This is a genomic window from Bacillus sp. AK128 (assembly GCF_053903075.1).
On the sequence record NZ_CP096379.1, the window covers coordinates 3,638,966 to 3,654,006 of the forward strand.

12 protein-coding genes are annotated in these 15,041 nt (G+C 37.4%); 1 reads left to right on the plus strand and 11 read right to left on the minus strand.

What is annotated here, in order from left to right; genetic code table 11:
• Positions 1–137 precede the first annotated feature (137 nt).
• The 4 genes from M1D60_RS18230 to M1D60_RS18245 all read right to left on the minus strand — a co-directional run bounded on the left by M1D60_RS18230 (position 138) and on the right by M1D60_RS18245 (position 3,379).
• Positions 138–1,481, minus strand: a complete 1,344-nt coding sequence (locus M1D60_RS18230) for an FAD-dependent oxidoreductase (RefSeq protein ID WP_456276255.1) — start codon at positions 1,479–1,481, stop codon at positions 138–140.
• 13 nt (positions 1,482–1,494) lie between these two features.
• Positions 1,495–1,983, minus strand: a complete 489-nt coding sequence (locus M1D60_RS18235) for an arsinothricin resistance N-acetyltransferase ArsN1 family A (RefSeq protein WP_456276256.1) — start codon at positions 1,981–1,983, stop codon at positions 1,495–1,497.
• 17 nt (positions 1,984–2,000) lie between these two features.
• A complete protein-coding gene (locus M1D60_RS18240; RefSeq protein ID WP_456276257.1) occupies positions 2,001–2,453 on the minus strand; it encodes a MarR family winged helix-turn-helix transcriptional regulator in 453 nt (150 codons plus the stop codon).
• 368 nt (positions 2,454–2,821) lie between these two features.
• Complete coding sequence (locus M1D60_RS18245) at positions 2,822–3,379, minus strand: TetR/AcrR family transcriptional regulator (RefSeq protein WP_456276258.1); 558 nt, start codon at positions 3,377–3,379, stop codon at positions 2,822–2,824.
• 145 nt (positions 3,380–3,524) lie between these two features.
• Between M1D60_RS18245 and M1D60_RS18250 the strand changes: the two genes are divergently transcribed.
• Positions 3,525–4,283: an SDR family oxidoreductase gene (locus M1D60_RS18250; protein WP_456276259.1), complete on the plus strand. Its 759-nt coding sequence runs from the start codon at positions 3,525–3,527 to the stop codon at positions 4,281–4,283.
• Positions 4,284–4,366: 83 nt separating this feature from the next.
• On the opposite strand, the gene M1D60_RS18255 is transcribed toward M1D60_RS18250, so the two are convergent.
• The 7 genes from M1D60_RS18255 to M1D60_RS18285 form a co-directional block, all read right to left on the minus strand.
• Positions 4,367–5,650: a diguanylate cyclase domain-containing protein gene (locus M1D60_RS18255; protein WP_456276260.1), complete on the minus strand. Its 1,284-nt coding sequence runs from the start codon at positions 5,648–5,650 to the stop codon at positions 4,367–4,369.
• A 414-nt stretch (positions 5,651–6,064) separates the two neighbouring features.
• A complete protein-coding gene (locus M1D60_RS18260; protein ID WP_456276261.1) occupies positions 6,065–6,724 on the minus strand; it encodes a class F sortase in 660 nt (219 codons plus the stop codon).
• A gap of 60 nt (positions 6,725–6,784) precedes the next feature.
• Complete coding sequence (locus M1D60_RS18265; RefSeq protein WP_456279486.1) at positions 6,785–8,122, minus strand: copper amine oxidase; 1,338 nt, start codon at positions 8,120–8,122, stop codon at positions 6,785–6,787.
• Positions 8,123–8,364: 242 nt separating this feature from the next.
• Positions 8,365–9,129 (minus strand): anti-sigma factor, encoded by a 765-nt coding sequence (locus tag M1D60_RS18270; RefSeq protein WP_456279487.1) that lies wholly within the window; start codon positions 9,127–9,129, stop codon positions 8,365–8,367.
• Between the two features lie 4 nt (positions 9,130–9,133).
• Complete coding sequence (locus tag M1D60_RS18275; protein WP_456276262.1) at positions 9,134–9,688, minus strand: RNA polymerase sigma factor; 555 nt, start codon at positions 9,686–9,688, stop codon at positions 9,134–9,136.
• A gap of 406 nt (positions 9,689–10,094) precedes the next feature.
• Complete coding sequence (locus tag M1D60_RS18280) at positions 10,095–12,236, minus strand: choice-of-anchor I family protein (RefSeq protein WP_456276263.1); 2,142 nt, start codon at positions 12,234–12,236, stop codon at positions 10,095–10,097.
• Positions 12,237–12,493: 257 nt separating this feature from the next.
• The gene (locus M1D60_RS18285) at positions 12,494–14,839 is read right to left on the minus strand and encodes a beta-glucosidase (RefSeq protein WP_456276264.1); all 2,346 of its coding nucleotides are present in this window, start codon (positions 14,837–14,839) and stop codon (positions 12,494–12,496) included.
• Between the last annotated feature and the right edge of the window lie 202 nt (positions 14,840–15,041).

Below are 15,041 nucleotides of genomic sequence, written 5' to 3' on the forward strand. Positions count from 1 at the left end.
TCAACCTAATATTACGAATTAATTATATAATAAAATGCTTATATACTTATTACAACTCTTTTTATGTAATTTTTATGTAAATAAAAATGAGCTAACAAATATCTGCTAGCTCTTATTAAGCAATAGTTATGTGCCGCTTAGTTTCCACAGCAGGAATTATTTTTAATTTCCAGCTTAATCTCCTTCAATCCTGTTCCACAGCAAAATTCATTTATTGAAGAATTACTTGCAGTAATACCTGTATTACATACTCCAGTCTCCGGAAGTTCTAAATGAACTTCTTTAGCACCTTTCAAATCTCCTGTTAAATAAGAGATTACAGACCTCACTTGCTCATAACCAGTTGCCAATAGGAATGTCGGAGCTCTTCCATAACTCTTCATTCCAACAATGTAGAAATCCTTCTCTGGTTGCCTTAACTCAACTTCACCATGAGGTCTAACTGTACCGCAGCTATGAAGATTCGGGTCAATGAGTGGAGCGAGTTCCTTTACACTCTCAACTGCTTCATCTAAATTGATGCGCACCTCACCCAAGAAAGTCTTGTCAGGTCTAAATCCTGTGCTTACAATTAGTTCATCGACATCAGATAGTTCATATTCTTCTTCATTTAAATAGCCCATTACCTGTATCTTGTCAACATTAGGTTTTAGTTGGTGAACGTAAAATGGAGTTATCACTTGGACTTGATCTGAATCAACTAGTTTTTGAATTCGGATCCCCAACTCCCCTCGGGCTTCTAGTTGATCCTTCTCTTGTCCGCCGTAAACTGCGGCAATTTGTTTTTTTCGCATGATCCAATAAATGCTTGTTTCAGGGTAATCTTCCTTTAATTTTGCTACATCAAGTAAGGCATTAATAGCAGAGTGTCCACTTCCGATTACTGCTATCTTTTTATTCGCATACCGGTCCTTTTTCTCTAACACATTTGGAATCCCATAATAGATTTTATCTTGTATGTTCCGTTCTGCTTTCGTCCATAAACCATTTGACAAAGCTGGATTGGGATTTGTCCAAGTACCTGATGCATCAATTACCACCTTTGCCTCAATGATTTCTGACTCACCTTCTACTTCAACATAAATCTGAAATGGAACATTCTCACGGTTTGTAGTTTTTAATTTATCGATACCCTTCCTTGCAATCCCAACCACATTTGTATTCAACATAAGGCTGTCTTTTATTTGAGGTAACTTACTTAGTGGTAGTAGATACTTTTTAACAAGATCTTCTCCTGTTGGTAGATCATCTCCCTTAGGTGATTTCCAGCCAGATGTCTCTAATAATTCCCTTGCAGACTTGTCGATATTGTATTGCCATGGAGAAAACATTCGAACGTGACCCCATTCTAGTACACTAGCACCTACTTGATCACCTGCTTCAATTACAATAAATCTCTCACCTTTTTGCACCAAATGGGCTGCCGCCGCAAGGCCAATCGGCCCTCCACCAATTATCGCAACTGGTAATTCTGAATTCATTTAACTACCTCCCTTATTTAAGTAATTTCTCCATCGCCATTACATCTACATATTCACCATCTAAAATTCCTTGGTTTCTAAAAACACCCACTTCACGGAAACCTCTTTTACGATATAAACCTTGCCCAAGTCTATTATATGGAAAGGTAAACAAGATCATTTTATGAAAATTTTGTTCACAAGCTTGCTTTTCGATCTCATCCAGTAATTGAGTTCCAACTCCCTTGGCTCTTGATTCTCTTGAGATGTATACCGATAAATCTGCAACTCCCCGGTAAGCTTCCCGCATATTATAGGGATTTAAAGAAGCCCACCCTGCTATATGACCATCTATTTCCGCGACCATCACTTTATATCGTTCTCCATGCTGCAAAAACCAATTTAGCATGTATTGATCATCTTTCAATTCCGTTTCTAGCGTAGCGATCCGGTCCTCAATTCCTTGATTATAGATTTTCAGAATCGTTGGAAGGTCATTAATTGTAGCTTCACGAACTAACATCCGTATTTCCTCCTGAATTAACACTTCTCCTGACTACAGTCAGTTTGATCTCGTAAAGTGGTTTTCTCCATTACATTTGCGAGTAATGCGATCGATCGCTGGACATTCTCTCTTTCAAACTCAGACATTTCCTTGAATATCCCTTCAATAAATTGGTTCATCTGTTGATCAATTCCCACCGCAACTTTTTCTCCTTTTTCGGTTAGCTGGAGTAAAGTGATCCTTTTATCCCCGGAATATGGACTTTTCTTAACAAGTCCCATTTTAACGAGAGTTTGGATTTGCCTACTAAATGTTGTAATATCGATACCTAATAGTTCAGCTGCTTGTTGGATCGAAAGACCTTCTTTTTTCTGAATCTCATAAAGAATATGACTTTGAATGGCTGAAACATCAATACCATCTACTGAACAACAAGTTTTATTTAAAATTCCAAAACGTCTTATAATGGTCTGAAAATACTCTCTCAATTTCTTTCTCCTTTACGTTGTTATATATGTTTTCATTTTTTGTAGTTAAGACCAAATTTACTTGTAATTTGCAATTGAAAAATCAAATGAATATCTTCACATCAACAAGGTTAACCAAAACACGATTACTATTTAATACATTTTTTACTATATATTTACTTTATCATATTATTTGCAAATTGCAAATATTTAAATCAAATATTTTTGATTAATTTTCCTATCGATATTGATACATTGTTTTACAGAGTTATTGACCTAGAGTTTTTCGCCTTCTGCAACTAGGTCAATGAAAAAGACAGGTCTCCCTGCCATTACGTGCATACATAATCATCAAGCCTTACAGGACGAAAAGCCTAAACCATCTGTACCTATATTCTATTTTTAAGAATACTAACCAAATGGACATTCATCTCATCAGCGGTTTCTTGAAAATCTCGACGATACCACTCAATGATTAACCCAATCATGGCATTTGCTGAATAGGAATATAAATAATTGTTTAGTTTTCCATGGTGTTCCGTATTTTGATCTTCTATAAAAATTGAACGTATTTTATCAAATAACATGTAATAGTACTCTGTCGATACTTCTTTAGATAATACGATTTTATAAAAATCCTCATATTTTTTTATATGATGGAAAATACGGACTGTTTTAGGGTCTAAATTTTCAACGTTGAGAAATTCTGTGTGACGATAAGGTTCATGATAAGATTCTTTTAAGTCTAACATGATCTCCTCGAAAAACTCCTTAAAAACATCGCCCACTTCTTGATAATGAAAATAAAATGTACCTCGATTTATATTTGCTTCTTTACAAAGCTCTGTTATTTTTATACGGGTTAATGGTTTCTTTTTTAGTAGATTTGTTAGTGCTAAATGGATACTATTTTTAGTTTTTAATACCCGCAAATCATTTTTATTCAAATAGCATCTCTCCTTTATTGAACAATTTACGCTTAATTGATTAATATTGTACATTTGATCATTTTTTGCTCATTGAATGCGATTACATTTTAATATTATTATTTTATTGAACAAATGTACAATAAATTAAAGGAGGAACTATGATATGAGATTAAAAGATAAGGTAGCCATCGTAACAGGCGCAGCTTCAGGTATGGGTAAGGCAATCGCTGAACTTTATGCAAAGGAAGGCGCAAAGGTAGTAGTTTCTGACTATAATTTTGAGGGTGCACAAGCAGTAGCAGAATCTATTAACAGCAATGGCGGTAACGCAATTGCTAACCGTACAAACGTGGCTGAATTAGCTGACTTAGAACAATTATTCACTGAAACGAAAGAAGCATTTGGAAAGCTAGACATTCTAGTAAACAACGCTGGTATTATGGACGGTATGGAACCAGTTGGAGACATTTCTGATGAAAAATGGGACCGCGTCTTTGCCGTTAACACGACTGGGGTTATGCGTGCAATGCGAATCGCTACTAATATCTTTTTAGAACAAGGTCATGGCGTCATCGTAAATAATATTTCAGCAGGTGGCTTACGTGGTGCACGTGCAGGTGCAGCCTATACAGCCTCTAAACATGCTGTAACCGGATTAACGAAAAACACGGGATACATGTATGCTCAATCTGGTATCCGTTGTAATGGTATCGCCCCTGGTGGTGTTGAGACTAACATTGGTGCATCTATGACGAGCATTTCCGAATTTGGTTACGGTCGTCAATCGACTGGTCAAGGTACAATGCCACGTGTCGGAAAACCGGAAGAGATTGCTCAGCTTGCAGTTTTCTTAGGTTCCGATGAATCTAGCTTCGTGAATGGACAGGTCATCGCAGCTGATGCTGGCTGGACTGCGTATTAATTGTTACGACTATAAAAACTGTGTTAGCAAAAATAAACGAGTTTGGGAAAACCAAACTCGTTTAACTTATATAAAATCAGTAATCACTTAATAAAAAAATAAAACTGATTTTTACCTGCTTGTTTAGCCTTATACATGGCTGTATCTGCCTGTTTTTGAAGTTGGTACAAAGTGGAATTATTACTTCCTAATTCGGAGATGCCTAAGGAAGCAGTTATTTGGAGTTCCTCGCCTTGGACTTCAAAAGGTTGTACTAGCTTATGAATTAGGCTTGCAGCAAGCTCTTTCGTTTCTTCACGACTTAAACCTGGCAGGACAATAGCAAATTCATCGCCACCTAAACGTGCGACCAACCCTCTATTTGCTATAACTGAAACCATTCTCTTCGCCGTTTCTTTAATCACTTCATCGCCACTCTGATGGCCATACTGATCATTAATTTCTTTAAATTCATCCAAATCAATAATCATCAAAGAGAGTTTACTCTGATGTATTAAGGCGTTCTTGATGTGTTCATTTGCTTTTTCTCTGAATGATATACGGTTCGCCACTTGTGTTAGCTCATCGTGAAAGGCTAAAAAATGAATACGTTCCTCAGTTTTTTCTTTCTCTAACGCGATTCCCGCTAAAGAAGAAAATTGTTGAAAAACATCCAATTCCTCTTGAGTGGGCGCTTTAGACTCTTGGCTATAGACAGCAAATGTCCCTAATAATTCTTTTTTAGAGGAAAGGATTGGCACCGACCAACAGGAATGAAGATTTTCATTAAGCACAAGATCTTTATGGGTGACCCATAATGGACTCGTGTTGATATCTTCCACAATCACGCGTTTTTTATAATAGGCTGCTGTCCCACAGGATCCCTGATTCGGCCCTACGTCTACAGACTTAAGTCCTTGCTGAAATTCTGAAGAAAGACTAGGGGCTGCGATTAATGTTAACTGGTTGGTTTCTTCCTTATATCCTAGGACAGTGCAATAATAACCATTCATAAGCTTTTCAACCGTCATACAAAACTCGGTAATCATTTCTTGATAAGGAGCACCAGTTGCAATCTTTACTAATAGCTGGTTTTGATACTGTAAGATTTGCTCTGTCCGATCTTTATTTTGGATATGCTGATCAATCATGATGATGTCAGAAAGGTAGTGAGCTAAGTCTTGTAACAATTCAATCTGATCGTTAGAAAACATATACGGTTCTGCATCGATAGCACATAATGTTCCTAATACAGATCCGTTTTTCCCTATTATTGGAGCACCTAGATAACTTTTAAATGTCTTGGTTAGTTCCATTTCTTTTGTTTTAGGATTTTCTAATAGGTTAGGTATCGATAGTGGTTCACGACCACACTCTGCTGTAAGCATTCAGTAAGTGTCTTCAAAGTCGAATTCAGATCCTTCTCGTACTAGACTACTATTCTTATTAAAAGCATTCACCACTCTGTTTGTTTTTCCATCATTAAGAGCGATAAAGAATGTATTAGTTCCAAACACACGAGACATGGTGTTAAATACCTTAGTAGTAGCATCATATAATCTTTGAGAATAAGTAAAAATACTATTCCCCTCCCCATAACAGCAATACTATTAATAAAAGAGCTTGCTTATATTTTACATAAATGTTAAATCATTATTGCTCTATTTCTACTATTATAATCATTGATTTGTTAAATGAATAGTATTTTAGTTCTTTCAAACATAGGGAGAAAACGGTAAATAGTATTTTTGTGGACTTCCTTAACTGTTTCTCTTAATAGCAAGAGAACTATACTAAATCTTTTACTGTTTCTCTTCCTTAAGCTCTGTATAAATGACTAATCGATCTATATGTCCGCCTTGTTTTCGGTCAAATGTACCGGTACATGTAATCAAGTTTAACATCCTTCTGGAAGTGTATCCAAAAATCTCAGATACGGGGGCATTTTCCTTAGGAAACACCTTTTTATCTCTAACAATAAAGGTTAGTGTCTCACCTTTTTCTCCTGTTACCACCACTTCATCACCTATTTCTAATTTCTCTAAATTAAAAAATATGGCTGGCCCTGTTTTGCTGTCAACGTGTCCGGCAAGTACAGCATTTCCTCGGTCACCAGGCTTCGTACCTGGTTCGAACCACCCGACTTCCATATAGTCTGAGGGAACTCCCATTTGACCATTTTCCAATAATCCGACGTTCATTATTTCTGCGTGAACTTCAATGGCAGGAATGGAAAGAGAGGATGGAATGACTCCCACCTCTCGATCTCGGATGATAGGTTGTTCACTCGTGCCAAAAGTAGATGGCTTATCTTCTATTTGTTGAGGTGTGTTATCTATCTTACTACTAACTTCTATAGCATTAAGCTTTGAATCATTTATTTGACTAGTGTTCTCTTTAGTTTGCTCTTGGCTACAACTAGCTAATAAAATAAAAGGGATTAGAAAGAGTAATCGCAACATATCTACTCCTTTTTTAATATACAGAAAAGAGAGGGGATTCCTCTCTCTTCCATATCTTTTTTAGTTTGTTGTCTCTCTACGAATCACAATTCCTGCTGCTATCACTGTTGCTAATATTCCGACCAACATCCATGTCCAGTTCATTTGGTCCTGAGCAGTACCACCCATACCTGTCTTAGGCATATCTGTCGGCATTTGTGTCTCGAATTTTTCAGGGAACTGATCAACAAACGCTCCAGACAAAGCTTTTGAGGATCCGAACATGTGCGCATATGCACCTCGAACTGACTCGTAAGTTGTCTCGTAATCTTCACTTATATAGCTGTCAAATGCAGCAACTAATTGATCCACGTGCATCTGAAGTCCTTCTGCTAAAACATCTGCTGGAACGCGGCCGTCTGTAGCTGTTTCGATGAAGGCTGAGAAGTCAGCACGGTATCCATCTAACTCAGTAAGCGCAGCTTTTTTCGCTTCCTCATCATTTGCTCCAGTTGCTTTCACATAATCAACAAAGAAACCGATATGAGCAGACCACATATCTTTAAACGCTATTCCTGCTTCTTCACCATAGATGGATGCGATCGCAGCAGATAAATCATCTGTATTATCACTTAAAGCTTGAGCAGATGCAGCGAAATCTTCAGAGCCATCAATCCCATTTTGCATAGCCATCATCGCAAGGCCTGCGTGCTCTGATAACAGGTGATTTAGTGTTGAACGTAAGTCTCCTGCTGGTGTAACGGCTTTCGTATGTTCATATTTATCTGGAAATTGATCAACAATCGCACTAGATAACCCTTTACTTACCATATACATGTGGTGAATGGCTTCACGCTCGTATTCGTACGCTTTTTCGTAGTCACCCGCTACATAACTATCAAATGCTCCTAATAATTGTTTTACGTGCATTTGAAGTCCTTCAGCAAGTGCTCCCGCTTCTAGTCTTTCACCAGTTGCTTGTTCTAGAAACTTTGAAAAGTGATCGCGATACTGGTCTAACTCATTTAATGCCTTTTCTTTTCCTTGTTCGTCATTAGAGCCTGATGCAACGACATAATCTACAAAGAATCCAATATGATCATTCCACATTTGCTTAAATTGATTACCAGCTTCATCACCATAGACAGATGCAATGGCTGCAGATAAATCTTCCGTGTTGGCATTTAATGCTCCTGCTGATGCTTCAAAGTCAGCAGCACCTTGTGCTCCTTTTCTCATCGTTTCAATAGCTAAGTATGCGTGCTCACTGAGAAGGTGGTCTAAAGCAGATCTAAGTTCAACAGCTGGAGTAACCACTGATGGTTTTGTTTCTTCTGCTGCGTTAACCATCCCTCCAGTTACTGGTACTAATAATGATAAGCTTAACGGAACTGCTACAAGTGCTTTCTTCCAATTCATCATCATGATCTCTCCTCTAAAAGTATTTTTTATTTGTGTTTACATGAAGCTAACGATTCAAGTTTTAATTTGGATCACTATTTTTTATTTTTTTTATAAATCAACGACTATCATCTTGTATCGTTTCTAAAGTGCCTCTTTTCCAAGATTTTTCCCACAAAAAAACAGGAGAGGTTAGAGTACCTCTCCTGCATGTGTATCACGTTCAACTAACATATTGTGAGGCAATGCCCCGTGTAGCTTTATAGTTCTGAGCTAAATACAATATTCCCTTGTGGCTGTTCACTTGACGGTGTAGGTTCTAAAGTAATAGCAATCATTTCCCAATCATGTTCACCCTTATAGTTGATGGGGAAAGCGACAGCTCCTTCGCCTAATTCATTGGGTATAAATGTTCCTGCACGATACTTATTTTCACCTTCTATGAGCCATACTTGATAGGCTTCGGTACCTTCAAGCTGTTGCAATTGTTCACCTTGTATCACAAGTGCCAATCCCTCTTCTTGTTGAATCATGGCAGCCGTTACTTTAGCAGTTATAGCCGGATCTGCGGGTATTAACTGCATGGCCTTGTTTACTTTGTTAAGTCCGTCCATGGTTGTCGCTTGTTGTATTGACTCCTTCTGGTTGAGCAAAGTATAACCATTTCCAAGTAACGAAAATAGAAGGGAGGCAGCTAGAAGAGGTGTTAACCAGTTCCTTTTTTGTTTTGGAACTGACAAAGGCTCTTTATGTTTATCGTCATTCAATATCACCAATTTTTCTAAGGGGTCTTCCATCGGCATCTCCTCGGCAAAAACATGATCAAGAATACGCTTTTTCATCTCCATTGGTGGTTCGACTGGTTCAGATAAGAAAGGTAGATCCTCTGTAAGTTCTTGTAATTCCTGAAGTTCAATTTGACATCTATTACAGTCAGATAGATGACGTTCAAATTTTTCCTTCGCAACTTCATCTAATCCTTCATTAAAATAATCAATTAGAAATTCACATCCAACCTGTTCCATCACTTCACACCCCCCTTTCCTTGGAGTTTGGTAGACTTTTTCGAAGATGCTGAAGTGCTAATCGTATTCGCCCCTTCACAGTTCCAAGTGGGATTTCACACGAGTCAGCGATTTTTTGTTGCGATAAACCTTTGAAGTAAAATAAATCGATCATTTTTTGTTGTTCTTCTCCTAACAATGAGACAGCCTTCCTAAGAGTAGTCCCTTCTTCCTTCCATTCTACAAGATCCTCCGTTGAGGGTTCATTACTATGGATGGAGTCTCGCTCTTCTATCGTGTAGGTGCTTTCTTTTCTCTTACGAATCATATCAATACTCGTGTTTCGGGCAACTGTTAATAGCCAGGATGAGAATTTTCCTTTTGATTTATCATAAATACCCTTTTTGGTCCAAAGTTTAATGAAGACCTCTTGGACCACTTCTTCAGACAATTCCTTTTGTCCTGTTATTCGATATGAAAAGGAATAAAGAAGCTTTTCATATCGATCGTACAAAGCTTCTAGCGCTCGTTTATTACCTTCTTGAACCTGGTAATAAAGCTCTACATCATGTTCTCTCATACCAATCTCCTCTTTTTATAATCAATTACAGATATCATAGCATATCCCTACATATCGTAGACTATGGTTTACAAGAACAAGGAAAGAAAGAGTTAAATAGATAACGACTAAAAAGATAGATTGGATTACTTTTTAGCATCATTTGATAAAGACTGTATAAATACAAATTGCCTCCTATTGTAGATTGAAGGCTTTGTTTAAATGTAATAACAGCAAGACTCGCACTATTTTTAGAAAGGAAGTTTTAAGCTTTCAATAATCAGCTGTCATAAGTTTAGTCAGAAACAATCCCCTAAATTATCAACATAGCATCTCACTGGGTGTCATTTTTGTTTAAGCTTCTTTACCTTTTGACGCAAAAAAACTGTCTGAAATTTATACTTTCAAGACAGTTTTTTTAGTAATATTAATTCACTTGATTCATCAATAAAGAAATAACCTTTGCTGCCTGTGCACGAGTTGCTAGATTTTCAGGATGAAACGTATCATCTGCATAACCACTCATAATCTCAAGCTCATGTGCTTTTTGTACACTCACTTTTGCATAATCACTAATTAGGGAAGCATCAGTGTAAGTAAAAGAAGATGGCTCAATTTTAGTACCAGTAACTGTTTCGTAAGCGTAAACTAGAACCGTTGCTAACTGTTCTCGTGTAATTTTTTTGTCTGCACGAATCTCCTCAGCAGGAATAATTCCTTGTGCCACAATTAGTGTTGTTAAGTCTTGTGAAGAATATTCTGGGAACGCTCTCGATAAGATGTTAGAAATTTGTCCAAATGTAATATGGTGATCAGGTGAAAACGTAGTTTTGCTTGTTCCAAGAATTAATTCTTTATTATACAGGTCTTTTACATATTCATAACTCCAGTGATTCTCTGTTACATCCTTAAAACTATATAGTTTTTCTTCCGTATTTCTTGCAATTTCATAAACCGCTACTGTTCCTGACATTTCATGTGTAGCGGCTAATAATGCGTTTCCTGTTGGACTCTTTTCAGCTGGAATAAATCTCAATCCTTCTGGTGCCACGTCTCCCTTAATATCTTCAGAAAAGTCACGGCTTGAAACCATGGACACAAACTTCGCTTTAGCTGGGTTTGTTACGTCATACACCATGATTGCACTGATCCGCTCTAATCCAATAAACGCATAAGTTTGATTTCCTACTTTACCTGTAACAATAGACTCTGGCTCTGGACCTTTCGCTGAACTTCTTTTGTCCATCTCTATTTCATCATTATCCGTGTTGAAATATTTAGGAAAAGCTTCATTCGTTATTTTTTCGAAATCTGAGCCACTATCAAATACTAGCTCCATATTAGCTGCGTCAAATATTGTGAAGCTTCTTGCACCGTATGAGTGTAGAGATTCATAGACTCCATTTACTAAACCATTTTCTGCTGTCACGTCAGTACCTGCCAATGTTTCAAGAAGTCCATCTGCAACTAGTTGATCAAGCTCTTCTTGTGTATATCCTGCATAGTTTTCAGCATTTAACTTAATTTTATCAGCGATATCACCTATAGATACTTCTTCAGAGTACCCGTCATAGTCGCGGGAATCTCCTTCATTTGGTGTTAAGATATATGTCTTTCCATTCACTTCTAGTAAATCAATCGCATCTGGCATGTAATAGCCTAATAGTGGCTGCTTTTCTAGCTTAAATTCACCATTTTCAATTGCATCAAGCTCATTTCCTTTAACAGAATGATCCTTCATTCCAAGTCCTTTTACACTCACGATTTTCATTTTTTCTAAATCCACTGTCGCTATTGCATTATTCTCTTGAAGGGACACATAAGCAATCTTACTATCAGATGAAACCGTTACATACTCTGGTTCTAATTGTTGCGCTACTGTTCCTTTTGAGCTTACACGTACACGTTCATCTAGTAAATCATTTGTAAACTTTAATAGAGTATGAGAAAGAGCCTTGTCCTTCGTTACACCATCTTGAATATCAATAATTGAGATAGAACCTTCAGGATCAACTGCATAATCATCAGCTGGTTCACCTTCGTTGGCAACGACAACCTTCTTACCATCAGGAGTAAAGGTCACCATATCTGGTAACGACCCAACTTGAACCTTTGTGATGTATTCCCCTTTTTTTGTAAGAAATACTATGTATCCAGGATCCGTCTTAGTTTTACTAACTACAGATAGAGCAACAAGATCTTCTGTTGGATGGGATGCAACACTTGTAATATCTTTTACGCTATCAATACCAAACTCTTTGAGATAAACACGTTTATTGGAAGAAATGGTTTGAAATTGATTAGTTTCTAAAGAGTTAAAGGACACAATGTCAAAAGCAGATTCTGCACCGTTTGTTACAAAAGCTGTGTGAGTCTTTTCATCGTAAGCTAAGATCTCAGTACCAGCCTCTCCTACCCCGCTATCATATTGTGCAATTTGAGAGAGATGTAGTGTACCTGCCTCATATTGATAGAACGATGGTGCATCAGCCAAAGCATTGAATGGAGTTCCAGCAGATAAAATAACACCTGCTGTCAAAACAGATACAAACGATTTTTTCAAATTCATAAGTTAACTCTCCTTCATATGGTATTTATTTCCGACTATACCAGTTTAATGTAAAAAAACGATTACACTTAAGTAAAGTTAATCCTAATATCACTTCAGGCATTAGAACCAGAACCTTCAGACATCTAGGAATGAAAATAGCAAATATCTTGCTATCTTTAACACTCCTACATACTACTTAATCAATCTCCCTTGATTCTCAACTAAAAACAAGGCGTGTAATCCATGTTGAGGATTTACACACCTTGTCTCTTTTACTACCACAAATTAATTAATTTTAAAAATCTCTCAATCATTCTTTTGCTAATTTTCCCTTGTGAAAATCGTTCGATCTGACGAAATGGCATATTCAAAACGAACATGACATTATTAGCATCTAATGGTTTTTTTACTAAGAACAGGTATTTCTGAATCCCTAGCAAAACAAGATAGACTAGCTTTCCCATTCCTTTTTTATACCGTGCTTGTGAAATCGTATCATTGTAGCCAAGTTTCCCTTTTCGATCCCAACGTGGACTTGGAGGCTTATAGCCTAATAATGAATAGAATTCTTGATCCGTTAACTTATGAACATCACCTGCATAATAATGTTCAAACTGTTCTCTATTATAAGAATGTGCTGCATCATCACCTTGAATATCAATCGTTTGAGTTAATCGGATATCATCTATTGAACTGCCAATCTGTAATTCATAAGATCCAGTTTCAACAGACCAGTCTTGAATCGACGTATTGTAGTAAGCAAAATCATGATCTTCAAACTTGAAACTTACTTCCTTTTCTTCGTTAGGTTCTAGATAAACCTTTGTGAAACCTTTTAGTTCCTTATTTGCGCGGAAAACTTTTGGTGATAATGGTTTAATATATAGTTGTGCGATTTCTTCCCCAGCTAGATTTCCTACATTTTTTACAGTAAAGGTTACCGTTTGGTTTTCGACTATTATGTCACGATATTCAAACTGCGTATAGGATAAGCCATACCCAAACGGAAACAGAACAGGTACTTTTGCCGAATCAAAATAACGATACCCAATATAAATACTTTCACGATGCTCGGAAGTTGCTTCTAGCCCAGGATAGTAAGGGGCAGAAGAGACATCTTCATATCTTAAGGGATACGACTCTGCTAGTTTTCCGCTTGGGTTATAGTTACCAAGGAGAATTTCTTTTAAAGCTGAGGCCCCACCTTGACCACCTAAATATGCATGGAGAATTCCCTTTACGTCATTAACAAAAGGCATTTCAATAGCAGAACCACCTGATAAAACCACCACAATATTTTCATGTGATTTTCCTAGCTCATGAACGAGAGATAACTGATTTTCTCTCAGTTTCATATCCGTTCTGTCCACACCTTCTGCTTCACTACCCTCATCAAGTCCGAGGAATAGTAAAACGATATCAGCCTTTTCAGCTAATTGTAATGCTCTATTTGTTAAGGAAGCACTCTTTCCACCATATCGTTTAAAGCCTGGTTCATACCCTACGATATTTAGTGATGAATGATTAAGCACATCTAGTGCGTTATCAATTTTTGTTGGGTTAATAAGGGAACTACCTGCCCCTTGATAACGAGGGTTCTTTGCAAAGTCACCAATAATCGCTACCCGTTGGTTTTCTTTAAGTGGAAGAATCTGATCATCATTCTTAAGTAGTACCATAGAGCGTTTTGCGGCCTCAATAGCTTTAACATGATGTTCTTTGAAATCAACATACGGTGTTTCCTTTAATGACTCCTTCGTGTCAAAAATCAACGTAAGCATTCGGTCTACACTTTCATTAAGGATTGTTTCGCTTAGCTCACCCGATTTAACCGCTTCTACTATTTCCTGATCGGTGATACCACCTGTAGAAGGCATTTCTAACTGATTACCCGCTATAAGTCCTTTTACACGGTCATTGTTTCCGCCCCAGTCAGTTACTACAACGCCTTCATACTTCCATTCACCATATAAAATGTCATTCATTAAATGTGTGTTTTCATTTGCATATTCGCCGTTCACTTTATTGTAAGAGGTCATGATGGTTTTCGGTTTTCCTTCTTGAATAGCATAACGGAAACCTTCTAAGTAGATTTCACGTAATGCTCGTTCATCTACCACTTCATCAATGGTCATTCTCATATGCTCCTGGCTATTAACCGCAAAATGCTTCGGACATGCAGAAATCCCGTTTGACTGAATTCCCTGCACCATATTAGCAGCAAGCTTTCCACTAAGAAAAGGGTCCTCGGAAAAATATTCAAAGTTCCTTCCACAAAGCGGATTTCTTTTAATATTTAAACCAGGTCCAAGTAAGACACTTACATTCTCACTTGCCGCCTCTTTGCCAATATAGTGACCCACTTCCTGCAGTAAATCAATATCCCAGCTGTTGGCGAGTGTCGCTGCAGTAGGAAAACAAGTAGACGGCAAGCTTTTATTTAAGCCTATGTGATCGGCCTTACCACCTTGTTTCCGTAAGCCATGCGGTCCATCCGTCAGCATAATAGAAGGGATACCAAGCCGTTCAATCGACTTCGTATTCCAAAAATTCCCACCAGACATCATAGATGCTTTTTCTTCGAGAGTCATTTTATTGATTATATCGTTATATTTAAGCATTTAATCACCTTGTTTGTTTGGAATAAACTAGAATAGCATTTGCTCGGCTTTTCCTAGTACTGTTGCTGGCAATTTTTAAAAATCATGACTGGTACATTCGTTCCACTTGATTATCGATTTACTCATATTCTTATCGTACACCTTTCTCCGCTCCAAATCCAAAGTAATATATACAGTATCGTATTATTTTTTTGTTTAAGTG

What these genes read in the sequence shown, in the direction of transcription:
- M1D60_RS18230 (WP_456276255.1), bottom strand. Translation starts at nt 1,481, where the DNA reads ATGAATTCAGAATTACCAGTTGCGATAATTGGTGGAGGGCCGATTGGC.
- M1D60_RS18235 (WP_456276256.1), bottom strand. Translation starts at nt 1,983, where the DNA reads ATGTTAGTTCGTGAAGCTACAATTAATGACCTTCCAACGATTCTGAAA.
- M1D60_RS18250 (WP_456276259.1), top strand. Translation starts at nt 3,525, where the DNA reads ATGAGATTAAAAGATAAGGTAGCCATCGTAACAGGCGCAGCTTCAGGT.
- M1D60_RS18255 (WP_456276260.1), bottom strand. Translation starts at nt 5,650, where the DNA reads ATGCTTACAGCAGAGTGTGGTCGTGAACCACTATCGATACCTAACCTA.
- M1D60_RS18260 (WP_456276261.1), bottom strand. Translation starts at nt 6,724, where the DNA reads ATGTTGCGATTACTCTTTCTAATCCCTTTTATTTTATTAGCTAGTTGT.
- M1D60_RS18265 (WP_456279486.1), bottom strand. Translation starts at nt 8,122, where the DNA reads ATGAATTGGAAGAAAGCACTTGTAGCAGTTCCGTTAAGCTTATCATTA.
- M1D60_RS18270 (WP_456279487.1), bottom strand. Translation starts at nt 9,129, where the DNA reads ATGGAACAGGTTGGATGTGAATTTCTAATTGATTATTTTAATGAAGGA.
- M1D60_RS18275 (WP_456276262.1), bottom strand. Translation starts at nt 9,688, where the DNA reads ATGAGAGAACATGATGTAGAGCTTTATTACCAGGTTCAAGAAGGTAAT.
- M1D60_RS18280 (WP_456276263.1), bottom strand. Translation starts at nt 12,236, where the DNA reads ATGAATTTGAAAAAATCGTTTGTATCTGTTTTGACAGCAGGTGTTATT.
- M1D60_RS18285 (WP_456276264.1), bottom strand. Translation starts at nt 14,839, where the DNA reads ATGCTTAAATATAACGATATAATCAATAAAATGACTCTCGAAGAAAAA.